At 58.4% G+C, this 23,880-nt stretch carries 22 protein-coding genes; 12 read left to right on the top strand and 10 right to left on the bottom strand.

Annotated elements, in window-relative coordinates:
- Positions 1–36 precede the first annotated feature (36 nt).
- Positions 37–816 carry a polysaccharide deacetylase family protein gene (locus tag ACESLM_RS19935; RefSeq protein ID WP_372633344.1) on the top strand — a complete coding sequence of 260 codons (780 nt, stop codon included), beginning with the start codon at positions 37–39 and terminating at the stop codon, positions 814–816.
- 10 nt (positions 817–826) lie between these two features.
- Here ACESLM_RS19935 and ACESLM_RS19940 read toward each other — a convergent pair whose 3' ends face one another.
- Positions 827–1,744 (bottom strand): LysR substrate-binding domain-containing protein, encoded by a 918-nt coding sequence (locus ACESLM_RS19940; RefSeq protein WP_372633347.1) that lies wholly within the window; start codon positions 1,742–1,744, stop codon positions 827–829.
- A gap of 181 nt (positions 1,745–1,925) precedes the next feature.
- Here ACESLM_RS19940 and ACESLM_RS19945 point away from each other — a divergent pair, with 181 nt between their 5' ends.
- The 3 genes from ACESLM_RS19945 to sdhB are packed head-to-tail and all read left to right on the top strand — an operon-like array spanning position 1,926 to position 5,161.
- Positions 1,926–2,597 carry a succinate dehydrogenase cytochrome b558 subunit gene (locus ACESLM_RS19945; RefSeq protein WP_372633350.1) on the top strand — a complete coding sequence of 224 codons (672 nt, stop codon included), beginning with the start codon at positions 1,926–1,928 and terminating at the stop codon, positions 2,595–2,597.
- Between the two features lie 17 nt (positions 2,598–2,614).
- Complete coding sequence (gene sdhA / locus ACESLM_RS19950; protein ID WP_372633352.1) at positions 2,615–4,372, top strand: succinate dehydrogenase flavoprotein subunit; 1,758 nt, start codon at positions 2,615–2,617, stop codon at positions 4,370–4,372.
- A gap of 3 nt (positions 4,373–4,375) precedes the next feature.
- Entirely contained in the window at positions 4,376–5,161 is a 786-nt protein-coding gene (gene sdhB / locus ACESLM_RS19955) for a succinate dehydrogenase iron-sulfur subunit (protein ID WP_372633355.1), read from the top strand.
- A gap of 98 nt (positions 5,162–5,259) precedes the next feature.
- On the opposite strand, the gene ACESLM_RS19960 is transcribed toward sdhB, so the two are convergent.
- From ACESLM_RS19960 to ACESLM_RS19975, 4 genes are read right to left on the bottom strand one after another with little or no spacing between them, the layout of a single operon-like run.
- Positions 5,260–6,375: a TolB-like translocation protein gene (locus ACESLM_RS19960; protein ID WP_372633358.1), complete on the bottom strand. Its 1,116-nt coding sequence runs from the start codon at positions 6,373–6,375 to the stop codon at positions 5,260–5,262.
- 1 nt (position 6,376) lies between these two features.
- Entirely contained in the window at positions 6,377–7,807 is a 1,431-nt protein-coding gene (locus tag ACESLM_RS19965) for a sensor histidine kinase (RefSeq protein WP_372633361.1), read from the bottom strand.
- A complete protein-coding gene (locus tag ACESLM_RS19970; protein ID WP_372633363.1) occupies positions 7,804–8,487 on the bottom strand; it encodes a response regulator transcription factor in 684 nt (227 codons plus the stop codon). The genes ACESLM_RS19965 and ACESLM_RS19970 overlap by 4 nt, the downstream gene beginning before the upstream one ends.
- Before the next feature lie 23 nt (positions 8,488–8,510).
- The gene (locus tag ACESLM_RS19975; RefSeq protein WP_372633366.1) at positions 8,511–9,341 is read right to left on the bottom strand and encodes a M15 family metallopeptidase; all 831 of its coding nucleotides are present in this window, start codon (positions 9,339–9,341) and stop codon (positions 8,511–8,513) included.
- A gap of 219 nt (positions 9,342–9,560) precedes the next feature.
- On the opposite strand from ACESLM_RS19975, the gene ACESLM_RS19980 reads away from it, so the two are divergent.
- Both ACESLM_RS19980 and ACESLM_RS19985 read left to right on the top strand, forming a co-directional pair.
- Positions 9,561–11,555, top strand: coding sequence for a methyl-accepting chemotaxis protein (locus tag ACESLM_RS19980; protein WP_372633368.1), 1,995 nt, complete (start codon positions 9,561–9,563; stop codon positions 11,553–11,555).
- Between the two features lie 107 nt (positions 11,556–11,662).
- Positions 11,663–12,310 (top strand): sensor domain-containing protein, encoded by a 648-nt coding sequence (locus ACESLM_RS19985; RefSeq protein ID WP_372633371.1) that lies wholly within the window; start codon positions 11,663–11,665, stop codon positions 12,308–12,310.
- A gap of 35 nt (positions 12,311–12,345) precedes the next feature.
- On the opposite strand, the gene ACESLM_RS19990 is transcribed toward ACESLM_RS19985, so the two are convergent.
- The 3 genes from ACESLM_RS19990 to ACESLM_RS20000 form a co-directional block, all read right to left on the bottom strand.
- A complete protein-coding gene (locus tag ACESLM_RS19990) occupies positions 12,346–12,654 on the bottom strand; it encodes a winged helix-turn-helix transcriptional regulator (RefSeq protein WP_372633373.1) in 309 nt (102 codons plus the stop codon).
- Between the two features lie 242 nt (positions 12,655–12,896).
- Positions 12,897–13,709, bottom strand: a complete 813-nt coding sequence (locus ACESLM_RS19995; RefSeq protein WP_372633375.1) for a histidinol-phosphatase — start codon at positions 13,707–13,709, stop codon at positions 12,897–12,899.
- 21 nt (positions 13,710–13,730) lie between these two features.
- Positions 13,731–14,633, bottom strand: coding sequence for a LysR family transcriptional regulator (locus tag ACESLM_RS20000; RefSeq protein WP_094050242.1), 903 nt, complete (start codon positions 14,631–14,633; stop codon positions 13,731–13,733).
- A 185-nt stretch (positions 14,634–14,818) separates the two neighbouring features.
- Between ACESLM_RS20000 and ACESLM_RS20005 the strand changes: the two genes are divergently transcribed.
- The 3 genes from ACESLM_RS20005 (at position 14,819) to ACESLM_RS20015 (ending at position 18,392) form a co-directional block, all read left to right on the top strand.
- On the top strand, positions 14,819–16,387 hold the full coding sequence (locus tag ACESLM_RS20005) for an MDR family MFS transporter (protein WP_372633378.1): 1,569 nt from the start codon (positions 14,819–14,821) through the stop codon (positions 16,385–16,387).
- Positions 16,388–16,391: 4 nt separating this feature from the next.
- Entirely contained in the window at positions 16,392–16,979 is a 588-nt protein-coding gene (locus ACESLM_RS20010) for a PadR family transcriptional regulator (RefSeq protein WP_372633380.1), read from the top strand.
- Between the two features lie 162 nt (positions 16,980–17,141).
- A complete protein-coding gene (locus tag ACESLM_RS20015) occupies positions 17,142–18,392 on the top strand; it encodes an MFS transporter (RefSeq protein WP_372633383.1) in 1,251 nt (416 codons plus the stop codon).
- Between the two features lie 21 nt (positions 18,393–18,413).
- On the opposite strand, the gene ACESLM_RS20020 is transcribed toward ACESLM_RS20015, so the two are convergent.
- Positions 18,414–19,169 (bottom strand): hypothetical protein, encoded by a 756-nt coding sequence (locus ACESLM_RS20020; protein WP_372633386.1) that lies wholly within the window; start codon positions 19,167–19,169, stop codon positions 18,414–18,416.
- A gap of 309 nt (positions 19,170–19,478) precedes the next feature.
- On the opposite strand from ACESLM_RS20020, the gene ACESLM_RS20025 reads away from it, so the two are divergent.
- The 3 genes from ACESLM_RS20025 to ACESLM_RS20035 all read left to right on the top strand — a co-directional run bounded on the left by ACESLM_RS20025 (position 19,479) and on the right by ACESLM_RS20035 (position 22,402).
- The gene (locus ACESLM_RS20025) at positions 19,479–19,937 is read left to right on the top strand and encodes a chemotaxis protein CheX (protein WP_372633388.1); all 459 of its coding nucleotides are present in this window, start codon (positions 19,479–19,481) and stop codon (positions 19,935–19,937) included.
- 82 nt (positions 19,938–20,019) lie between these two features.
- A complete protein-coding gene (locus ACESLM_RS20030) occupies positions 20,020–20,802 on the top strand; it encodes an SDR family NAD(P)-dependent oxidoreductase (protein ID WP_372633391.1) in 783 nt (260 codons plus the stop codon).
- 28 nt (positions 20,803–20,830) lie between these two features.
- Complete coding sequence (locus tag ACESLM_RS20035; RefSeq protein WP_372633394.1) at positions 20,831–22,402, top strand: DEAD/DEAH box helicase; 1,572 nt, start codon at positions 20,831–20,833, stop codon at positions 22,400–22,402.
- Positions 22,403–22,543: 141 nt separating this feature from the next.
- On the opposite strand, the gene rbsK is transcribed toward ACESLM_RS20035, so the two are convergent.
- Positions 22,544–23,476, bottom strand: a complete 933-nt coding sequence (gene rbsK, locus ACESLM_RS20040) for a ribokinase (RefSeq protein WP_372633397.1) — start codon at positions 23,474–23,476, stop codon at positions 22,544–22,546.
- Positions 23,477–23,880: the final 404 nt, after the last annotated feature.

The following is a 23,880-nucleotide window of genomic DNA, read 5'->3' on the forward strand; positions in this document are numbered from 1 at the left end:
CTAGAAATAGAATGAGCGGGATGGGAGGGTTCGGCGATGAAGATGAAACGCCTGGGAGTAGCGGTGATGGTGCTGGCAAGCGTCGTCACCTTTTTAGCGTTGCGGGGCGGTTCTGCAGCCTCGGCCAGCGCAGGGCAGTCGAAGCCTTCAGGCATCCACTGGACCGAATGGGAGCGCAAATACGAAGGCGTATTTGTGCTGTCCGCTTCGCGCGAGTCCCGTAAGGTGGCTCTGACGTTCGACGACGTGCCCGATCCTCGCTTTACGCCGCGAGTGCTGGACATCTTGAAGCGCAAAGGGGTTCGTGCCAGCTTTTTCGTTGTCGGCACGCGAGCGCGCAAATATCCCGACCAGGTCAGACGCATTCATCGGGAAGGCCACGATATCGGGAATCACTCCTACAGCCACCCCGACTTTTCGAAGATGTCGCTTGCGAGGGTGCAGGAACAGATCATGAGGGCGGAAACGGCGATTGCCGCGGCGGTCGGGTTCAGACCGAGGCTCGTCCGTCCCCCGTACGGGGAAATCGTGCCGAGGCAGCTGGACTGGGCGAAAAAGCGGGGTTATACGGTCGTCAATTGGGACGTCGATTCGTCGGACTGGAGGCAGCTAAGCGCGAACCAGATATTCCGGAACGTGACCCGGGCGGTTCGACCGGGTTCCGTCGTTCTGATGCATGCCGGCGGTGGAGAAGGGCAGAGTTTGTCCGGCACGGTCGAAGCGCTTCCGAGAATCATCGACTGGCTGCGCGAGCACGATTACGAGCCGGTCGCGTTGACGGAGCTGCTGGGCTTGCCGGAGAAGCGGGGGCGGTGAAGCCGCCCCTTTACGATTCTTTGTAACGCGCGGCTTCCCGATTAAAATATGCGGTCGTCTCCTCGATCAGGAAACGCGTCGATGGAGCGATCCAGGCAGGGTCTCCGTGAATGAGAAATGTCGTTCTTTTCGTCTCTTCAAGCTCTTTGATTCGCGGAAGGTATAGATCGTTGTCGAGCAGCACCTGCTCCCGAAGATAGGATCGGGGAAGCAGCGAGCCGGCGCGGCAAGCGGACAGCAGCCGAATGATGGCTTCGAACGAGTCGATTTCCATTCGGACGTCGGGCTTCAGGTTGTATTTTTTCAATAACTCGTCGGTCAGCGTACGGTACCACGTGCCAGGGGAGAACAGGATCATCGGCAAGTTCTGGAGATCCGCCATTTCGATGTGCGTTCTTTCTAATATAATGTGGTTTCTCGGAAGCACTAAGATAAGGTGGTCGTCAAATAAGGGTACACTGGTAATGGCGGGATCGTCGATGACGGAAGAGGCGACGATGCCGAAGTCGACTTTGCGCTCCTTGACCAGCTCCGCGATTTCGTGCGATTTGCCGGTTACGGCCTTAATCTCCAGGTGAGGGTGCTTCTCGGTCATCGTCCTCACGAGATCGGGCAGCGTCGTCTGCAGCGTCGTCAGGCTGGCCCCGATCGTGGCGATGTGGGCTTCGGACGATTTGTAAGCGTTCAGCTTTTGCAAGTAGCTGCCGTGAAAGCGTCTGAGCTCCAGCGCGAACTCGTAGGTCACCTGACCGGCCGCGGTCAGCTCCAGTCTTTTGCCGACTCTGCGGAACAGGTCGACTTCCAGCTCTGCTTCGAGCCGGGCAAGGCGTCGGGATAAGGCAGGCTGGGACAGGTTTAATCTTTCCGCCGCTTTGTTTAAGCTGGTCTGCTCCACGATTGTCGCGAACAGCCGCATATCTTCAAGCATGGAAGTCCCTCATCTCATATGCAGAATAGTTATAAGTTATAATATTAAATAAGCAGTTCCATTATAAGCGAAAATAGAGTAACCTTAAAAGCGGTGACAAAATGGTGACGAATGCCAACCGTGCAACAAGCATCGTCATCCGATGTCGAAGCACGGATGCGAAAGGAGAACAAACTTAGACATGAAAGGTAATTCTTATTTACCGCGCAAGCTTCATTCGCTGCTTGGCGTGATCCCGCTCGGCTTGTTCATCGCCGAGCATGCGCTGACGAACTACTCGGCCTTCGAGGGGGGGCAGGAAGGATTTTCGGACGCTATCCATCTGTTGAACAGCCTTCCGCTTATTTTCTTCATGGAGCTGTTCATCATCTGGCTGCCGATTTTGTTCCACGGGGTGTACGGTCTGTACATCGCTTACCAGTCGGATCTCAACACGGGCCGATTTAGCTACGGGCGCAACTGGGCGTTCGCCTGGCAAAGAATTACGGGGGTCATCACCTTTATATTCGTCGCGTGGCATTTCTACGATACCCGGATTCAGCTTGCTCTGGGCAATGTCTCCCATGAGGAATTGGGCCAGCACATGAACAACATTTTCAGCAATCCGTGGGCCGTGGCGGCTTACGTCGTCGGCGTTCTGGCCGCGACGTTCCACTTCGCGAACGGACTTTGGGCATTCCTCGTCAGCTGGGGAATCACGATCGGCCCTCGCGCGCAGAAGATTTCTTCCAGAATCTGCATGGGCATCTTCGTTATCCTGGCGGTTATGTTCTTGCTGTCCATTTTCGCTTTCCGCAGCGACGAGTTCGCTACGGCGGCGTCTGCGGCGCTAAGCGCGGTATCGGTAGGTTAAGGGAGGAGTAACTACACATGGCAACTCAAAAAGTCATTGTCGTCGGAGGCGGTCTTGCCGGTCTGATGGCGACAATCAAAGCGGCGGAAGCCGGCGTTCGCGTCGATCTGTTCTCGCTTGTTCCGGTTAAAAGATCTCACTCCGTCTGCGCCCAAGGCGGCATCAACGGAGCTGTAAATACGAAGGGTGAAGGAGACTCCCCTTGGGAGCACTTCGACGATACGGTCTACGGCGGCGACTTCCTGGCGAACCAGCCTCCGGTCAAAGCGATGTGCGAAGCGGCGCCGGGCATCATTCACCTGATGGACCGGATGGGCGTTATGTTCAGCCGGACTCCGGAAGGCTTGCTCGACTTCCGCCGTTTCGGCGGAACGCAGTATCACCGCACGGCGTTCGCGGGAGCGACGACCGGCCAGCAGCTGCTGTACGCGCTGGACGAACAAGTGCGCCGCTGGGAAGTAGCCGGCCTCGTGCAGAAGTACGAGCACTGGGAGTTCACGGGAGCCGTTATCGACGACGACGGCGTGTGCCGCGGCATCTCCGCGCAGGATCTGCGTACGATGGAATCGGTCACGTTCCGCGGCGACGCGGTCATACTGGCGACGGGCGGACCGGGTATTATTTTCGGCAAAACGACGAACTCCGTCATCAACACGGGAACCGCGGCCAGCGCGGTGTACCAGCAAGGCGTCTACTACGCGAACGGCGAATTCATCCAGATTCACCCGACGGCGATTCCGGGCGACGACAAAAACCGTCTCATGAGCGAATCGGCCCGCGGAGAAGGCGGACGCATCTGGACATACAAGGACGGCAAGCCGTGGTACTTCCTCGAAGAGAAATATCCGGCGTACGGCAACCTCGTGCCGCGGGATATCGCAACGCGGGAAATTTTCGACGTCTGCGTCAACCAGAAGCTGGGTATCGACGGCGAGAACAAAGTATATCTCGACCTCTCGCACAAAGATCCGAAGGAGCTTGACGTTAAGCTCGGCGGCATCATCGAGATTTACGAGAAGTTCACGGGCGACGACCCGCGCAAAATCCCGATGCAGATTTTCCCGGCGGTACACTATTCGATGGGCGGTTTATGGGTCGACTACAACCAAATGACAAACATTCCGGGATTGTTCGCTTGCGGCGAATGCGAATATCAATATCACGGCGCGAACCGTCTGGGCGCAAACTCCCTGTTGTCCGCCATCTTCGGCGGCATGGTGACCGGACCGAAAGCGGTCGAATACATCAAGGGCTTGAAGAAGTCCGCCGAGGACGTTGCAGAGAGCGTATTCGAGCGCGAGCGTAACAAGCATGCGTCCAAGTACGAGGCAATCACGAAAATGGACGGCAAAGAGAACGCGTACGTATTGGCCAAGGAGCTTGGAGAGTGGATGACGAACAACATGACCGTCGTTCGCTACAACAAGAAGCTCGAAGAGACGATCGACAAGATCAAAGAGCTCAAACAGCGCTACAACAACATCAACATTAACGATACGGCGCAATGGAACAACTCGGGCGCGGCGTTCACTCGTCAGCTGTGGAACATGCTTGAGCTGGCCGAGTCGATGACGGTCGGAGCGCTCCTGCGCGACGAAAGCCGCGGCGCCCACTACAAGCCGGAATTCCCGGAGCGCGACGACGACAACTTCCTGAAGACGACGAAGGCGAAGTGGACTCCGGAAGGACCGCAAATTTCGTACGAAGACGTCGACGTATCGCTCATCCAACCGCGGAAGCGCGACTATTCCACCAACAAGAAGAAGGAGGGCTAATCCATGTCGGAAGCAACTGCAGCAGCACCGACTGCATCGGCGGCAGGTCGTAAAGTCAAATTTATTATTACTCGCCGGGAGCGCCCGGATGCCCCTTCGTTCACGGAGGAATTCGAGGTTCCGTACCGCCCGAACATGAACGTAATCAGCGAACTGATGGAAATTCAGCGCAACCCGGTTAACGCGAAGGGCCAGAAAACCGCTCCGGTATGCTGGGAGTCCAACTGTCTGGAGGAAGTGTGCGGCGCTTGTTCGATGGTCATCAACGGCAAGCCGCGCCAAGCGTGCAGCACGCTCATCGACAAGCTGGAGCAGCCGATCCGGTTGGAACCGATGTCGACGTTCCCGATCGTACGCGACCTCGTCATTAACCGCGAGCGCATGTTCAACGCGCTCAAGAAGGTCAAAGCGTGGATTCCGATCGACGGAACGTACGATCTCGGACCGGGCCCGCGGATGGCGGAATCGAAGCGCCAGTGGGCGTACGAGCTGTCCAAGTGCATGACGTGCGGCGTCTGCCTTGAAGCTTGTCCGAACGTCAACGACCGCAACAGCTTTATCGGACCGGCTCCGATCTCGCAAGTGCGCCTGTTCAACGCCCACCCGACGGGAGAGATGAACGCCCACGAGCGTCTCGAAGCGCTGATGGAAGAAGGCGGCATCGAGGGCTGCGGCAACTCGCAGAACTGCGTGCGCTCCTGCCCGAAAGGCATTCCGCTCACGACTTCGATCGCGGCGATGAACAAAGACACGACCAAGCAGCTGTTCAAACAGTGGCTCGGTCTGTAATCGTGCGAAAATGAAAAATGGCGGTACGGGGATAGATATCCCTGTACCGCCATTTCTGTTTTTTCCGTTGGTCTGTTGCGAAAGCTCCTTTGGTGCGTTTAAGAAGCTTTGACGAGATAGGTGACGAACCGGTTGCGGTTTTGCTGCTCGTCGGGAAGGGTGGACGTGACCATGAGCCGATTGCCGGACGGATTCCAGCGAAGAGGATCGGCAATGAATTTGATGTCCAGAGACAACGGAACCGATTGGCCTGTGGAAGCGTCCGCTACGTAAATGCCGCGAACCGTTCCGTTCGGCGTTATGCCAGCGTAGGCAAGTCTGTTGCCGTCCGGAGACCAGGCTAATCCGTAAATCTGAGTATCTTGGGCGATGGCTTGCAGAACGTTGCCTTGCAGATCGGTAACGGTCAGCTCCATCTTGCCGCCGCGAAACCGGTTGACGACGGCCAGCCGCTGCTCGTCGGGGGAAGGGACCATCCAGACGACGTCGCTTGAGGATTCCACCCGCACGCTTTCGTACGGCGATTGAATGATCAGAGCGCCTTGCAGCGTCGTATAGAACAGCCGGTCCCCGAGCAATGCCGGATTGCCCGGAAACATCTCCCCGCTTTCCAGCAGCAGATTCGGCCTGCCGCTGTCCGTGTTCCATTCGAAGATGTCTCCTTGAATCGTCGCGTAGACGAGCGAATCGTTGTCGACCCAGCGTCCGTTGTCGACGGCGATGGCGTCTTCGTCCGTGAAAGCCGACGATTGCCCAGTGGACAGATTCGCGACGATCCCTTGACCCGTATGACTCTGAAGGGAGAACGACTTGTAAAAGACTTTCGTCTTGTCCGGGCTGGCCAAGGCATAACCTTGATTGCTATCCGAGGCGGCGATTGCGCTCTCCAACCCGGTAGCCAGCTCGTGCACGTAGACGTTGCGCGGATACCAGGTGGCGCCTTCCGCCCGCTCGGGCTTCCTGTCCTTGTTCTCGCGATCGACGAGCAGCTTCTCGTCGCTGAGCCAATCGGTTCCCCGAACGTTGTCCAGCCGCACGAGCTGGTTGATTTCCGTTTTTTCGTAGGAGGCTTGCTCGGGATTGTCCAGAACGGTAATCGTCTGGCCCGCGATCTCGATCTCTTCCCGGCTCGTTCCCCATTGCGAACCGCAACCTGTCAGGAGCAGCATCGAGGCCAGTCCGATTCCCGCCAAAGCTTTGGGCCATTTCGTCAACTCAAGTCAACTCCTTGTTCGGTGGGGTTCGGAAGGAGGGGCGAACGGGGAAGGAAAGCCGGAAAGCCGTTCCGCCTTCGACGCGCGCCAGTTCCACCGTTCCGCCTTGCTTCTCGGTCAATTGCTTGACGAGCGCGAGACCGAGGCCGGTTCCCCCGCTTTGGCGGGAGCGGTCCTTGTTCACCGTATAGAACGGCTCGAATACGCGTTCCCGAGCTTCCTCCGGAATGCCGATGCCCGTATCGGCGATTTCGACGAGGGCCCGGCCTTTCTCTTCGCGATTGGATACGACCACTTTCCCGCCTTGCACGTTGTATTTGATGCCGTTATCGAGCAGATTCATGAAAATATGAATCAAGCTCTCGCGATCGGCCCAAGCGTTTCCCGGATTCAGCCTCGGAACGATCTCGACGCCGAACCGCTCCGCCTTCGCTTTGATCCGGCCGATCAGATCCAGCAGCAGAGCGGCGAGATCGACCGGCTCGGGCCGATACTCGAAGTCGTATTTCTCCGCGGAGGAGAGCCGCAGCACCTTGTCGATCATGTCGGTCAGACGATCCGCTTCCGCGCCGATGTGAAGCACCGCGTCCTCCGCCAGGGCAGCGTCCTCGGGATACAGTTCCATCAGCTCGGAATAGGCTTTGATCGACGTGATCGGCGTCTTGAACTCGTGGCTGACGTTGCCGATAAACTGCTTCATACCGGAAATGTTGTTGCGGATCTCGGTGCTCATATAGTAAATCGCCTGACCGAGCTGTCCAAGCTCATCCCGGCGCCCGAGAGGAGGGCGGGTCAGGAACTCGCCTTTGCGGATGCGTTCGGCCGAGCGGTTCAGCTTAGCGATGGAGGAGGCCGCTCGCGAGAAGTATAAGTAACCGAGAATAAAGCTTGCGGCTAACACGGCTGCTCCGGTCCAGACGAACAATCCGGCAATCGTATGGTAGAAACGCTGATCGTTGGACAGCGAATATTGAAACTGGATGACGCCCATCTGCTGTCCCGGCCCTTGAATCGGGGAAAGATAGAAGATGGACGCGTCTTCCCGCTGGTAAGCGATTTTCCCTTCCAGAGCGAATCGGAGCGCATTGTCCACGCCGTACGACGACGTGTTAAGCGGGATGGAGTCTCCAACCTTCTTGCCGTCTTTGCCGTACAGCACGACATGCAGGCCCGAGTATACCGCGAGATCCATCGCGAACTGCTGGCCCCTGGCTCGCAGAAATTGCTGCGCCTCGATAGGAGGCGAGATCATGAAAGCCTGCTTGATGCTGAGATTGGCGAGCCTCGTCTGCTGAAGCAGTTCCTTCTCGATTCTCGACTGCTGGTGATCTTGGATCCCCCTGAGTACGAATACGCTGAGCACGAATACGGTCAGCAGCAGGAGCAGCGCCAGAAACAGGCTGAATTTGACTTTGATGCTGACCGATCTCATGCATGGACTCCGGACGCCTTGTATCCGACGCCGAACACCGTATGCAGCAGATGCTGTCCGGTGTCTCCGAGCTTTTTGCGCAGCCGCTGCATATGAATGTCGACCGTGCGCGTTCCGGTGGCGTAGTCGAGGCCCCAGACGGCGTCCAGCAGCTCGTCGCGCGTGAATACCCGTTCCGGATGCGACAGCAGGAGTACGAGCAAGTCGAATTCCTTGGGCGTCAGCTCGACCGGGTCGTTATGGACGAGCACGGTGCGCAGCTTCGGATGAAGCGTCAGGGCGCCCGCGACGATTTTTTCTTCCTCCGGCTCCTTCTTCTCCAGGCGGCGGAGCAGCGCCTTCACGCGCGCGATCAGCTCCCGCAGGTCGAACGGTTTGGTCATGTAATCGTCCGCGCCCATCTCCAGGCCGACGATCTTGTCCACGATGTCGTTTTTGACGGTGAGCAGGATAATGCCCATGTTCGCGCGGTTGTCGAGCCTCTTGCACACTTCGTAACCCGTCAGCTTCGGCATCATGACGTCGAGCACCATGACATGAGGGCGGAAGCTGAGAGCTTGATCCAGAGCGGCTTGGCCGTCGTAGACGGTTTCGACCTCGTAGCCTTCCTTGCGGAAGGCGTAGGAAATCGGGTTCGCGATGCCCGGCTCGTCGTCGGCGACGAGAATGCGTTTGTTCATATTCTCACCCGGATGTTCGTTGATTAGGCTTTGACGCGGATTGCCTCTTCCGCTTCTTCGAAATATTGCTCTAACGTCACTTTCTTATTCGCGACGTCTTGAGCGATTGTCTCTCCCACATAGCGCACATGCCACGGTTCGTAAGAATATCCCGTTATGCTTTCCTTACCCTTCGGATAACGGATGATAAACCCGTAGTCGGCGGCGTTCCTGGCAAGCCATTTGCCTTCCTTCGTATCGCCGAAGCTTTCCTCGAGCGCATACGAAGCGCTTGCGCTCGATACGTCCATCGCCAGACCGGTCTGATGCTCGCTTTGGCCGGGGCGGGCGCTTGTCCGATTGGCAACTTCCTCGCCTTTGCGTTTGACGTTGCTCTCGAAGATCGATTTCTGCGTCGCGTAGGAGCGGTAGCCGGAGACGGCCTTCAGCTCGATGCCGTCGTCCTTCGCCGCCTTGAACAGCTTCTCCAGCGCTTTGGCCGCTTCCTTGCGCATTTGCTTCTTCGGCGAGTCTCCGGAGAAGGAGAACGGCACGTTCGGCACGACAAGGTCGCCGGGCGCGTAATCGGAAGGCAGGTTGCGTTTCTTGTTGACGAGCACGTACAGGCTGGACGCATTGGTGATGACGGCTGCGCCCTTCTTATCCTTCTTGATCGTAAGGCTCGGCAAGCTGTCGGCCAGCAACGCGAAAGCCGGAGATCCCTCCGCCGGCGGTTTGACAATCCCGATCGGAGTCCCGGAAGTTTCCGAAGGCTCCGACGCCGGCGAGCCATTCGAGGAATGTACATCTTTATACACCAATCCGCCGGCGATAGCAACTCCGAGCGCGACAACGATTACGGTTCTCTTTTTCATCTAGTACTCTCCTTGATGTTGACGTTTGATTAAGAGAATACTAGACGGATGTTTCTCCGTTATATCGGGATGTTTCGAAAGTGTAAACGAGAAATAGGTCGAAGGATCTAATCTTCGACATTCGAAAGCTGCGGACATCCGTCGAAAGAAGGAGGATTACGGGAAGTTACGTCAAATACATAATAGCTGAATTGTTTTCCATCGGGAGGATGTACGGATATGGCCGAGAACCGGCGTTTTTGGAGCTATTTGCGGGTACAAGTGATTTTGCTGATGATCGTCGTTCTGATGCTGCCGCTCGGCGGAGTCGGCTGGTACTACTATAAGACGCTAAGCTCGGACCTGGAGGAGATCGAACGGGCGCATGCTCTGGAAGTCAGCGCTTCCGCGCACCGGCTGTTCGATCAGCTCGGGGAGCAGTTGTCGGGCTCCGTCATCACGAACGCCAAGTGGAAGGATTACGTGGACGCCGTCAACGGCGGCGATCTGGACTGGATCGAGGAAAATATCAACGAATCGCCGGAGATCGTGCCGAACGTCAGCTTCGTCGCGACCGTCGACTACGAGGGCAACGTGCTGACGCAAGCCGGGGACATCCCGGAATTTACGGGGCGATTGGCCGATATGTCCATCGTCGACAAAGTGAAAGAGACTCCCGACGCGTACGGAATGATCCAAACGTCCGAAGGGCTGGCGGTGATCGCGGTATCGCAAATTACCGACGAACAGGGCGCGGCGGATTCCCCGGCCGCTCTGCTGTTCGGGCGGCTGCTAGATGACGAGGCGGCGGGGGGAATCGGCGTTATTCTGAATGCGGGGATCTCCTTGCGATCGTCCACGGGACAGGAGCTGAGGAGCGCGCCGGATTCGACCGGCATGCCGGATCAGGACGGAACGCCTATTCCCGGCGCGGGAGAGCAGCCCAGCTTCGCGACGGTCGAAGCGGGGGGCAAGAGGAACAGTCTCGTCGTCTCCGGCTACCCCGGCATGTCGGGAGAGGCGATCGCGGAACTGTCCGTCATCGTGCCTGCCGAAGCCAGCGGAACCGTGCACAAGGAAATGGTTCGGATGAGCGGGATCGTGGCGGTGCTGGCCGCTCTGCTGATCGCGCTTATCGCCTTCGTTCTGCGCCGGAGGATCATCTTCCCGTTAGTCGAATTCGAAGCTTTCCTGAAGGAAGTGTCCTCCGGCCGGCTGTCCGTCTCCGTATCGGGCAAGACGAAGGGACGGGAGGATGAAATCGGCTCGATCGGCCGTTCCTTGCAGGAGACGGCCGACCATCTGAGGACGCTCGTCGCGGGAATCCGTTCGACGGCGTCCGCCACTTCATCTGCGGTCGGGCAGCTGACCGGGGAAGCGGGAGGAGCCGCGGACGGAGCGAACCGGATCGCCGAGGCGATGAGAGAAGTCGCGGCGGGAGCGGACTCCCAAATGCAGGGCATGAAGCGTGGAGCCGAAGTAGCGCTGGAAATCGTCGCGGGCATGGGCACGATCGGGGAGCGTTCCTCTTCCGTGGCGGCCGCGGCCGAGCAAGTGTCCAAGCAGGCATCCGAAGGGAACGACACGGTCGTCGGCGCGGTCGAGCAGATGGACAAAATATCGGCGACGGTGGAGTCGTCCGTCCGCGACGCCCACGAGCTTCATTCCAAATCGGAACGGATCGGACAGATGGTCGAAGCGATATCGGCGATCGCCTACCGCACGAACTTGCTCGCGCTTAACGCGAATATCGAAGCCAGCAGGGCGGGAGAACACGGACGCGGCTTCGCCGTCGTCGCGGGAGAGGTGAGAAAGCTGGCGCAGCAGGCGGATCGGACCGCTTCCGAGATCGCGGCCGTCATCGCCGAAGTGCAAGGCGGCATCCTGTCCGTCGTGCGCCACATCGAAGCCGGGCAGGAGGAAGTCAGCAGCGGCGCGGTAACGGTTCGGGAAGCCGGCCGGACGTTCCAGGGGATCGCTCTGGGCATTCGCGGCATGGAGGAAGAATTGCAGGGCATCGCCGCGGCCGGACAAGAAATTGGCGCGCAGCTCGAGGAGCTGTCCGCGCTGATCGAGCAGACGGAGGCGATCTCCGAGTCGAGCGCGGAGCGCGCCCAAGACGTCGCGGATATCGCGGAATCGCAGATGAACTCCGTGCGCCAAGTCGCGGACGAGACGAACGCTCTGGCGAACCGAATCCGCGAGCTGGAACAGGAAGTCAACCGCTTCCGGTAACCTGGACCTAAGTCCAGTGCAATCCCGTGCAGCGGTCAAGGGAATTGAGAGGAAAAATCAGGTAAAATATACGCAACAAGAGGAAGAATGAGGAGAGAAAGATGAAGATGACGGGATGGACGCAAGCAATCGTTTCATGGAAGCTGCTGCTCGGAAGCCTGCCCCGCGGAATCGTCGCGTTTGTTATCGCGGTGGCGGGTCTCAGCGTGGGGCTGCCGCTGGCCGTATTCGCGATCGGTTTGCCGATTCTGGCCGGCATGCTCGCCGCGTGCGAACGAATATTGGACATGGATCGTCGCCTGATCGCCGCTTGGGAATCTCCGCAAGCGAAATCTCCGGCCCTTCGGTTCGATCTGCAGGAAACAATTGCCGATTTGAGGAAGGATGGGTGGAGAGGATGGCTCGGCGTGCTCCGGGACGCGCGGCAGTATCGCAACCTGGCATACGGAATCGGCCATTTTCCGGTTTCCATTTTGGCGTTCGTGCTCGCGATTGTCATTCCAGTAACCGCGGCGGCGCTGCTGCTGTCTCCGGCTGCGGAGCTGGTGAGCTCCAGACTTTTCTCGTTCAGTCTATTCGAGGACGATCTGATCATGCAGTGGATTTTTCCGGAATGGTCGAGTTTTCAGCGATCCTGGTTCAATACGGGACTAGGCTTACTGCTGCTACTGGCCACCCCGTTCCTGCTGCGAAAGCTGGGCGCGTGTTACGCCGCCTGGATTCGCTGGATTTCGGGAGCGCCGTCCCATACGTAAATAAGGGGCTGTCCCATAGGACAGCCCCTGCGGATTTACATCCACGTTTCGCCCCAATGCTGGATGGACTGGATAACTTCCTCCAAATGGCGGCCTTTCTCGGTCAGTTCGTATTCGATGCGAACCGGCATTTCCGGATATACCGTGCGGGTCAGAATTCCGGCCGCTTCCAGTTCCTTCATGCGGTCCGTCAGCATTTTATCGCTCATTTCCGGAATTTGTTCCTTAATGTCCTTAAATCGTTTAGGACCTCCGAGAAGGACGCGGATGATCAATCCGGTCCACTTTTTGCCCAGCAGCTCTGCAGCCGATTCGTACTTGGGGCACATTTTGGAATAATCCATACCGATTCCCCCTTTCGTCCTATTTTAGCATACTCACTTCAAAAAAGTAAGTGTGATCTTATGAGACAAGGCCGATATGCGTCGGCATGTCCGCTTTTGTTACACAAATGAAATATTTCTGTTATGCTGCTGTTGCAGAGGCCGGTTATCCTTATTAACAAGACCCCCTTTTTTCATAGTATTGAAGCCTGCCACCGGTGGCAGGCTTCCTTTTTGTATATGGAGCCGTCAGACGCGGCTTATTACAGAGGCACGACGACCTTCTCCTTCTGGCGGAAAAACACCCAGCGCTTAAACCCGATCTCGCGTAAGCGGGAGCCGACAACCTCCCATTCGTCTCCGACGCGCGCCGGAAGATGGGCGTCCGAGCCGAACGTGACGTCGGCGCCGAAATGCAGCGCGCGCTCGAGAATGGCGTCCGACGGATACCAGCCGCCGCAATCCTTCGTTTTGCCGCTCGTGTTGATCTCGATGGACAGGTCGTTCGCGGCGACCGCTTTAAGCGCCTCGTCGATATCGGCTTCCGCACCCGAGATATCGGCGAAGCCCGGATAGTAGCCTTTCATCGCGTCGATATGACCGAGCACCTGGAACAGGCCGCTTTCCGCGGAACGCCGGATCAGCTCGTAATAATGCCTTTTCTCGTCGAGCTGCTGCGCTTCATCCTTGCCCTTCCACCGGTTGCGGTTGAAAATGCTGACGCCTCTCGTCTGATGAACGGAGCCGATAATGTAATCGAACGGGTACGGAGCGTACGCGGCCCGGTACAGCTCGAGCTGGTCGATGTAGAAATCCGATTCGACCCCGAGCAGCACCTCGATCCGGCCTTTGTACTCCTCCTTAAGGCGAAGCACCTCCGCTACATAATTCGGAAAGTCGCTGCGGGCCATCGCGATGCCCGGCTGCGGATGGTCTTGCTCGTGCGCGAAATAGGGCGAGTGATCGGAAATGCCGATGACTTGCATGCCGGCCCCGATCGCCGCTTCGATATAATCCCGGATGCTGTCCGCAGCATGTCCGCATCTGTCGTGATGAGTGTGCAAATCGAATTTCATGTCGTCACTCCTAGCTTTTCGTTATTCGCTTCCGATGAACTGATCTTCGGGCATCCCCTTCAGATCGTTGAGAAATTGCCGCATTGCGCTGTTGACGTATCTTCCCGACTTAGTCATGACGCCGACGGGGTGGCTGACCTCAAGCTCGGTTACGGGAATCATCTTAAGCGTGCCCCGCCGAACCTCTTCCGCTACGGACAGCTTGGAGACGACCGCGGCTCCCAAGTTCAGTTCGACCATCCGTTTCACTTCCTCGCTGCTTCCAAGCTCCATAACGATGTTCGGTTCGATGCCGTATTCGCGCAGCACCCGGTCCGTAAACCGTCTTCCGAGCGTATCCGGGGATAATAAGATCAGCGGAACGTCCTTCAGCATGCCGATCGTGATCCGTTTGGCTCCGGCGAGCGGATGCTGGGGGGCGACGACGAATTGGAACGTATCGTAGTAGAGGATGGACGTTTCCACTTGCAGGCTGCGGTCGGTCAAATAGCCGATGCCGATGTCGACGGCGCCGTTCTCGACGCTGGAGAGCACTTGGGTCGAAGACATGGAAAGGATGCTGGTTTTGATGAGCGGGTATTGGTTCTGGAAATAGGACAGGACGCGGGGCAAAATCTGAATCGCGATCGAGGAGGTGGTTCCTAGCACGATATGGCCTTGAGGAACTTGATTCAGGTCGGTCAGCTTCTGCTTGAGCTGTTCCACGATCGCCAGAATTTGCTCGGCGTGCTCCAGAAACACTTGGCCCCTGTCCGTCAACGCGACGGGATGATTCCGGTCGACGAGAATCGCCTTGAACTCGTCTTCGAGACTTTTGATTTGCGCCGATACGGCGGGCTGCGTCAAGTTGAGCATTTCGCCGGCTTTTCGGAAGCTTAGCGTTTTGGATATCGTGACTAACGTCTCCAGTTGGCTAATATTCACCTTTACGCCTCCTTAGAGTATTGAATTAATTTATCAACTGCTCCGATGGATATAAACAGGATTTGTCATAGTCTTATTATAGGGGAAATGTTTTTTCATCGCAAAGGTTTACTTGTACTCAAAATTGAGTATAATGAGGTTTGCATACTCAAATTTGAGTAGTTGAATAGAGGGGAAGTTATCGGATGGATGTCAACAAGAGCAATACGAAGCTCGTCGTAGCCGGCTTGCTGCTCGGCTTGTTCATGGCGGCGCTCGACCAGACGATCGTCTCGACGGCGATGACGACGATCATCAAGAAGCTGGGCGGGTTCGAGAGTTTTATATGGGTGTACTCCGCTTATATGATCGCCATGGTCGTCTCGACGCCGATTTTCGGCAAGCTGTCGGATATGTACGGGCGCAAGCGATTTTTTTTGATGGGCCTGATTTTGTTCCTGATCGGATCGATTCTGTGCGGCACGGCGCAGAACATGGATCAATTGATCGTTTACCGGGCGATCCAGGGGATCGGCGGAGGCGCTCTGATGCCGATCGTGTTCACGATTATTTTCGACCTGTTTCCGGGTGAGAAACGCGGGAAAATGATGGGGCTGTTCGGAGCCGTGTTCGGCGTCTCGAGCGTCTTCGGACCGGTCATGGGCGGCGCGATTACGGATTACTTGAGCTGGCGCTGGATTTTCTATATCAACGTGCCGATCGGCCTTCTGTCGATTTACTTCATTGCGACTGCGTATCGCGAGTCGAAAAATACCCGCAAGCAGGTCATCGACTGGACCGGGGCGGTCCTGCTTACCGGAGCGATTCTGTGTCTGATGTTCGGTCTGGAGCTGGGAGGCTCCGAAGGCTGGGCATGGGATTCCGCGAAGACGGTCTCCCTGTTCGTCGGCTCGGGCGTGCTGCTGGCCCTGTTCTTGTGGGCGGAGAGCGTCGCGAAGGACCCGATCATCAAGCTGGGGCTGTTCCGCAAGCGCCTGTTCATGAGCAGCATGGCGATCAGCCTGCTGTACGGCGGAGTCATGATCGCCGGCGCCACCTATATTCCGATCTTCATTCAAGGCGTATTCCATAAGACGGCGACGGAGACGAGCTCGGTGCTGACCCCGATGATGCTCGGCGTCGTGCTCAGCAGCCAGATCGGGGGCAGAGTCGCCAGTCTCTTCAGATACCGCGACGTCATGCTCGTATCCGTGTTCACGCTGCTGATCGGCTCCTGCCTGCTCGGCTTCGTGATGGATACCGGGACAAGTCGTCTCGTCATCACCCTGTTCATGGTCATCATCGGTCTCGGCATGGGCGTGTCCTTCTCGCTGCTGAACATTTCGACGCTCGGTTCCGTTCCTCCGCAATACAAGGGCTCGGCCTCGTCGCTGATTACCTTTTTCCGGACGATCGGTTCGGCCCTCGGCGTGACGGTGTTCGGGACGCTGCAGAAGCATCATTTTCAACAGGGCATTCAGGAAGTGCCGAACTTGTCTCCCGAACTGGCGGGGCAGATCAAGGGAGGCCAAGCGCTGCTCGATCCGGCCATCCAGGAGAGAATGGGATTGGCTCCCGACATCGTGAACGGGCTTCTCGCCAAGCTGGCGGATTCCATCACGTACATCTTCCAGTGGTCGGTGCTGCTGCCTGCGCTTGCGGTCGTGTTCGTTCTGCTGATGGGAAGCGCAAGAATGGAGAAAGCCGCGCCGGGCCCGCAGAAAACGCCGGACGATAAGCCGGGCAAGGCGGAGCCTTCCTACAACAGAGGTTAACGCGATGTCGATTCGTTTGATCATTCTCGGACTGTTGATGGAAAACAACCGGCATCCGTACGAAATCCGGCAGACGATCAAGATGAGAAACTGGCATCTGACGTTCCGGATACGGGACGGCTCGCTCTATTACGCGGTGGATCAGATGCGCGAGGACGGGCTGATCGAAGTGGCGGAGACGATTCCCGTGCAGGGAGACAACCGTCCGGACAAAATCGTATACCGTATTACGGACAACGGGAAAGAAGCGTTCATGCGGATGATTTACGAGGAGTTCGGCAAGGACTTCTATCCGCAGCATCCGCTGTTCGCCCCGCTCGCGTTCGCGCGGCATGCCGACGACGGGGCGATGGAGACGCTGATTGCGAAGCGTCTGGACGCTTGCCTGGAAAGAATCGAGCACGTGAACGGCGTTCTGGAGCTCAAGGGCGGGTGGCTGCCGCAGGGCGCGGTGCGCATGATCGAAGGCGTCGTGCGGTTCAGCGAGGCGGAGCGCGATTGGCTTAGGGAGATGCTGGAGGATGCGCGGGCGGGGCGGCTTACGGCGGCCGAGAAAAAGCCGGGATCCATGCCGGACGGCGATCGCCGCTGAATGGGCGGTTATGAGCCGCGAACTCTGAACGTTGCGTCTGCCGAATGTAAAGAAGCGATTAAATCTTGCCGAAGGAGCCGACCGGACAAGGAGATCGCCGTCCGTCCGTCGAAGTTAACCGTCAAATCTGCGCGTTAGGGCGAGAGAGGCGACAAGTGATCGATGGACGACAGAAAACAGATTAACGCCTGGGTGATGTACGATTGGGCGAATTCGGCCTTCGCCACAACGATCATGGCGGCGGTTATGCCGATTTACTTTATCAGCGTTGCCGGAGGAACGGACGCAAGCTGGAGCTTCACGCAGACGGCGGCGGCGATCGTCGTGGCGCTGCTGTCCCCGCTGCTCGGCGCGATCGCCGATCATACCGGGAGAAAGAAAACGTTTCTCCGCGTATTCAGCATCATCGGAGCGGTCGCCAGCGTGGCGATGGCGTTCATCGGCCCCGGCGACATGTGGCTCGCTTCCGTTCTCGTCGTGATTGGCATGGTCGGATTCGGCGCCGGCAATACGTTCTATGACGCGCTGCTGGGCGACGTGACGTCCCCCGCACAGCGGGAGCGAGTCAGCGCCAAGGGCTACGCGATGGGATATCTGGGCGGCGGCGTGCTGCTGGCCGTCAATCTCGGGCTGATTCTCGGCTGGGAGGCGATCGGCCTGCCGGACAAGACGGCCGCGTCGCAAATTTCGTTCGTGACGGTCGGCATCTGGTGGTTCGTCTTCTCGCTGCCGTTGTTCCGGCGGGTCCAGGAGACGAGGCTGGACCGGGTAGGAACGGTCGGGGCGCACATCAAGACCGGAGCCCGGAGGCTTAAAGAGACGTTCCTGCGGATCAAGCGTTATCCCGAGCTGATGAAGTTTATGCTGGCCTATTGGTTTTTCTTCGACGGCATCAATACGATCATCGTTATGGCCGCAAGCTACGGCACGACGATCGGCATCGAGAGCGATCACCTGATCGCGGCGCTGCTGATTACGCAATTCGTCGGCTTCCCGGCTTCGCTCCTGTTCGGCAAGCTGGCCGACAAGCTGGGCAGCAAGAAGATGCTGTACAGCTCGCTCGTCATCTATTTGATCATCGTCGTGCTCGGTTACTTTATGACCAGCGCCTTGCACTTCTACTTACTGGCTTGCATGGTTGGCTTGGTGCAGGGAGGTTCGCAGGCGACCTCGCGGTCGATCTTCAGCAAAATGATCCCTTCCGGCCGGAACGCGGAGTTTTTCGGCTTTCTCAGCTTTACGAGCCGCTTCTTCTCGTTCGGCGGCCCGCTCGTATTCGGTCTCGTGAAGCTGATCAGCGATTCGAGCCGATCCGCGCTGCTGGCCGTTGCTTTCTTCTTCGTGGCGGGCATCATTCTGCTGATGTTCGTCAATTTGGCGAAGGGGGAGCAGGAGGCGAAGCAGTCGATTTGAGGCGGGAAGCGGAGCTTCCGCTTATACGGGAACGACCGATTCGGCAAAGACGATGGCGGCGCTGCCGCAGGGCCGACCGGTTTCATAGGACACGTCGCCGAGCAGCTCGCTGAAACGCGTTTTCAGCCGGGCTGCTTCTTCTTCGTCTTCCGGCCGCGCAGCCAGCCACTCTAGTGCAGCCGCCGTCATCTCGCGGGCGTCTGCTAGCGCCCGGTCCCACAGCTCCGGCGCGCTGTCGCGGTGGACAACGGTACGGTCGGTCGGATCGATCCACGCTTGACCGGCGTCGTTCAGCACGTCCCAGCCCGGCGTTCGGCGGGGCGGAGAGAACGGCCGCAGCTGCCCGAATACGAGCCGGCCTTTCCAGCCGCTCGGGTCGTAGAACAGCCGCTGGGCTTGCTGCATTTGCGCGACCGCGCGATCAAGCTGCTCCGGCGAGATGCGCTCCGCCAGCGCCGGGTAATGGAGCCGGACAAGGTGAAGAAACCCCGAGGCGAATTCGCCGGGCAGGCGGCCTCGCGTATCGATCTCCGGGGCGACCGGCGTCTTGCACGTATGAATGCCCGCCCGGCGTATCAGAATTTCCGAATCCATCGCCGTTTCGTAGAGCTGATGATGCCATTTGCGAAAGCCGGAGCGGCTGAACACGAACGGGTGAAGATGACGGTCCAAAACGTGGTGAAGCAGAAATCCAAGGCTGTACGCGGTTACCGGATCCTCCCCGGGCTCTCGACTCCTCGAGCAAGGAGAGGAGGAAGGGGCCGCACCGCGTCGCATGCATCAGCGCGCCCAGCTTGTTTAAGGCGGTGTCTCCGGTTTGCCAGGGCAAATAACGATCGTAGAAGAGGAAGTCCGGCCCTTGACAGCCGAGCTGGAACGCGGTTTTCCATTCGCGGAGCGCCATAGGTCTTTCGACCTTGAGGTCGCTTAAAACCTCCCTGCCGAACTGAATATGGGCCCAAACATTCGGCATCGTTCATCCTCCTCGGACAAAAATCAGTGTACTTGTACCTATGATTTCAGTATAATAGGAGAAAGTGGTTACGGCTAGCGGTTCAATCCAACAGACAAGGGGCGCGTTCAGGCATGAAGGCTGAGTACATCAACCCGTTTTTGGAATCCGCGCGAATGGTTATCGAACAGATGGTGCAAATTCGTCCCAGCACGGGGCAGCTCTCGATTCGGGACATCAAATTCGCGGAAAACCATGTATGGATTCAAATTGGACTGACGGGTCATCTGACCGGAGACATCGTATTCGGATTAAGCGAATCGGTAGCGTTGCGGATCGTCTCCGCGATGATGGGCGGTTATGCCATTACCGAGATCGACGATATGAGCAAGAGCGCGATTTCCGAGCTGGGCAACATGATCAGCGGCAACGCCAGCACGATGCTGTACAACCAGGGCGTGCACGTCGACATTACCCCGCCGAAGATTATGGAGGCGCACTTCGCTTCGATTACCGGCGCTACGAGGGCGCTTGCGGTTCCCCTGATTATGGACGGAATCGGAGAGATGGAGATTCAGGTTCTCATTGCGTGATACATACGAATGAACGCCCCGTCAGGGGCTTTTTTCATGGGACGATTTATCCGGATGCGTAATTTGGCGAGGAGGGGTTATGATGAGAGTAGAGCTGAGTGGCAAAGTCGTGCTCATCACCGGAGCTTCGAGCGGCATCGGGGCGAAAGTTGCCGTTCTGTTGGCCGAACGGGGAGCGATTCCGATTCTGACGGCGCGTTCCGTGGACAAAATGGAGAAGCTGACCGCCCCCCTCGCCGGGGAGCATGCCGTGTACGGGATGGACGTCCGGTCGGACGAACAGGTTCGGGAGACGATGGCGCGGGTCGTGGAGCGTTACGGCAAAATCGACGTGCTTCTGAACAACGCGGGCTACGGGGAGTTCGTCCGCTTCGCCGACGCTCCGGTCTCTCATTTTCAGGAGATGATGGACGTCAACTACATGGGCTCGGTCCGCTGCGCCCATGCGGCGCTGCCTTACATGCTGCAAGCAGGGCAGGGGCATATCGTCAACGTCGCGTCGATGGCCGGGAAGATGGCGACCGCGAAGTCGACCGCTTACTCCGCGACGAAGCATGCCGTGCTCGGCTTCACGAACGCATTGCGGCAGGAACTGCAAGGAACGGGGATCGCCGTGTCGGCCGTCAACCCGGGGCCGATCGATACGCCGTTCTTTGAGCGTGCTGACCCGAGCGGACAGTACGTGCGAAACGTCAGTTGGTTCATGATGTCGTCGGACAAGGTCGCCCGAGCTATCGTATCCGTCATCGAGAAGCGCAGGCCGGAGCTGGACATGCCATGGACCGCGTCGGCCGGAGCGAAGTTTATGCTGCTGTTTCCGCGGCTCGGCAACGCATTGTTCGGGAAGCTGATGAATCGGAAATAGGTTTTACATGAGATAAGGGGTTGTAAGGATGGACTTTGTGGCATTGGGATTAAACGAGACCTTGGCCGGCAAGCTGGCGGCTTCGGGAATTACGCAGCCTTCCGAGGTGCAGCGTCAGGCTTGGCCGGAGCTGCTGGGCGGAAGAGACGGCATTCTGATCTCGCCGACGGGAACGGGCAAGACGTTGGCGTATTTGCTGCCGCTGCTGCAGAGCATCGACGGCTCGCGCAAGGAGGTCCAGGCGCTCGTACTCGCGCCGACCCAGGAGCTGGCGATGCAGATTATGCGCGAGGCGGAAGTCTACGGGCAGCCGCTCGGCATTAAAGCCGCGGCGCTGATCGGCGGAGCGTCGCTGGCGCGGCAGCTCGAACGGATGAAGAGCAAGCCGGCTCTGATCGTCGGCACGCCGGGCCGGGTGCGCGAGGTGGCGAACACGCGCAAGCTGTCGCTGCACGGGGTCGGCTTCGTTGTTGTGGACGAGACGGACCGGATCTTCTCCCTCGGTGGCCGGGGCGACGTCGAGCATCTGCTGAAGCAATGCTCGAAAGAGCGCCAGACCGTCTTCGTATCGGCGACCCGTTCGCAGGCGATGCGGGAGGCGGAAGCGAAGTGGCAGAAGGATCCATGGGTGTCCGACGTGACGGAGCGGGAGAACGAGAACGGACTGTCTTCTGCGCTTAAACACTGGTATTTCCTCGGAGACCGGCGCGACAAGATCGATCTGGTCCAGAAAATCGTCCGGCATATGAAGCCGTCTTCCGCGCTGCTGTTCGTGAACGATACCGAAAAGATCGGCGAGCTGATCGCCAAGCTGCGCTACGAGGGCTTGTCGGTCGACGCGTTGTACGGAGATACGAGAGGGCAGGAGCGCGGCGAGGTGATGCAGCGCTTCCGCAAAGGGCGCACGAAGCTGCTGATCGCCACCGACGTCGCGGCCAGAGGGCTAGATTTGCCCGGGCTGCCTCTCGTCATCCAATTGGAGCCCGCTCTGGACGCGGATCACTACGTGCATCGGTCGGGACGTACGGCGAGAATGGGGCGCGAGGGTACCTCCATTACGCTGATTGCGCCGGAGGAACGTTTTATTCTCGACAAGCTGGAGAAGCAATTGAGCATTTCGATCGAGCCGAAAACGCTGTACGAGGGCCGGGTCGTGTCTTACGAGGAAGGCATGGCGCGCAAGGGCGGCGGCAGAGGCCGCGGGGCGTCCGCGGATAGCGGCAGCGGCGGCAAGGACGAGCGTCCGGCGTGGAAGTCGAAGGCGGAGTATCTCGCTTCGCTGGAGGCGCGGAAATCGGCGGAGAGCAAGGGAGCGCAGGGCGGCGAAGCCCGGTTCGATCGGCCTCAGCCGGCGGACAAGACTGCCGGGAAGGCGGCGGGCAAGCCGGCCGGAACGTCCGCGGGCAAGCCGGCCGGAACGTCCGCGGGCAAGCATCAGTCTGCGGCCAAAACGGCGCAAGGGGCCAAGGCGGTTCCCGTGGCGGCCAAGCCGAAGCCGGGCAAGTCGAAGTCGGAGCGCGCGAGAGAGCAGAAGAACAAGGGCGCTCCGAAGTGGCTGAAAGCCAAGCGGGAAGCGGCCTCGGCTCCTAAGCAGGAGTAAAGCCTGCGATTGAGCTATTCCGCGTCGGAGGGCGTTGTTCTAATGAATCGAACATTGGCGCTCGAATGGTCAGTCCACAAATAGAAAAAGCCGTCTCCTGCGTGCGATCCTATCGCGCACACAGGGGACGGCTTTTTTGTATTATTGCGGAATGCGTTCGACTTCCTCCAGAGTAGGCATGCCGTCTTGGGCGCCGAATTTGGTAACCGACAAGGAGGCGGCCCTGACCGCGAAGCGGAGCGAGCGCTCCGTATCCCAGCCGGAAGCGAGTCCGTGGGCGAAGGCGGCGTTCAGGCAGTCTCCCGCGCCGGTCGTGTCGACGGGCTGAACCGGCGGAGCGGCAACCGTCTCGGGAGCGCCGTCCTTGACGTAGGAAGCTCCGTGCTTGCCGCGCGTGAGAATGACGGAATGTCCGTAGCGGCTTGTCCACGCGGCCAGGCCTGCCTGCCAGTTTTCCGGCGCAACGCCACCGTCGCTTTCCCCGTCTCCGTAAGCGCCGAGAATGGCGAATTCGGTCTCGTTGGGCGTAATATAATCGGCCAGACGAAGCACTTCCTCTGGCAGCGACCGAGCCGGGGCCGGGTTAAGGATCGTGCGGACGCCCGATTCCTTGGCTATGCGAAGCGCGGCGACAGCAGATTCGAGGGGGATTTCCAACTGCACGAGAAGTACGTCGGCCCAGGCGATCAGATCGCGCGACCGCTCGACTCGCTCCGGCGTTACCTGTCCGTTGGCGCCGGGAACGATGATGATGCTATTGTCTTCATGCGTGTGGAGAATCGAGGCTATTCCCGTCGCGGTATCGCTCAGGACGTCGATGCGGTCCGTAAGCACGCCGTTTTTTCTCATCTCGTCCACGATCGTCGTTCCGAACGGGTCGCCGCCGACGGCGCCTATCATGTACACTTCGGCTCCGAGCCTGGCGCAGGCAACCGCTTGGTTGGCCCCTTTGCCTCCCGGAATGAAATGGACGGATTCTCCCTGCAGCGTCTCTCCGGTTCGGGGCGCTCGCTCCGCGGTGACGACGAGGTCCATATTCAAGCTGCCCACGATCGCGATGCGAGGGCGCTTCATGTTGACCACCTCTCTTTTCTTTCTATCATCGCACGAACGGGCTTATTGCGCCAGCTTCAGGAACAGAGCACCTTCTCCGGCTAGTACGAGGTCGGACCGAACGCCAAACAACGGGGCTTTTCCCATAAGTAAGAAGAGACGTACCGAACAATTATCGATAGGTGAATGGTAATGGGCATCTATCTCCTTCCGATGCTATACGATCCTGAAATGGGAACGGTAAACCCGTTAAGAGGTGATTTCAGGACCGTATGAGGCAGTCTCCAGGAGATAGATGCCCCCCTTTTTTATCATCGATAATTTTGTGCGTTCCTACTTTTGGGACAGCCCCGCGTTGCACGTAGATTAGACGCTTACCGGTAAGTTCTCGTCGTCAGCTCGTCGAGGCTCTTGAACTCGTAGCC

The sequence above is a fragment of the Cohnella sp. genome (assembly GCF_041641335.1).
Taxonomy (GTDB): domain Bacteria; phylum Bacillota; class Bacilli; order Paenibacillales; family Paenibacillaceae; genus Cohnella.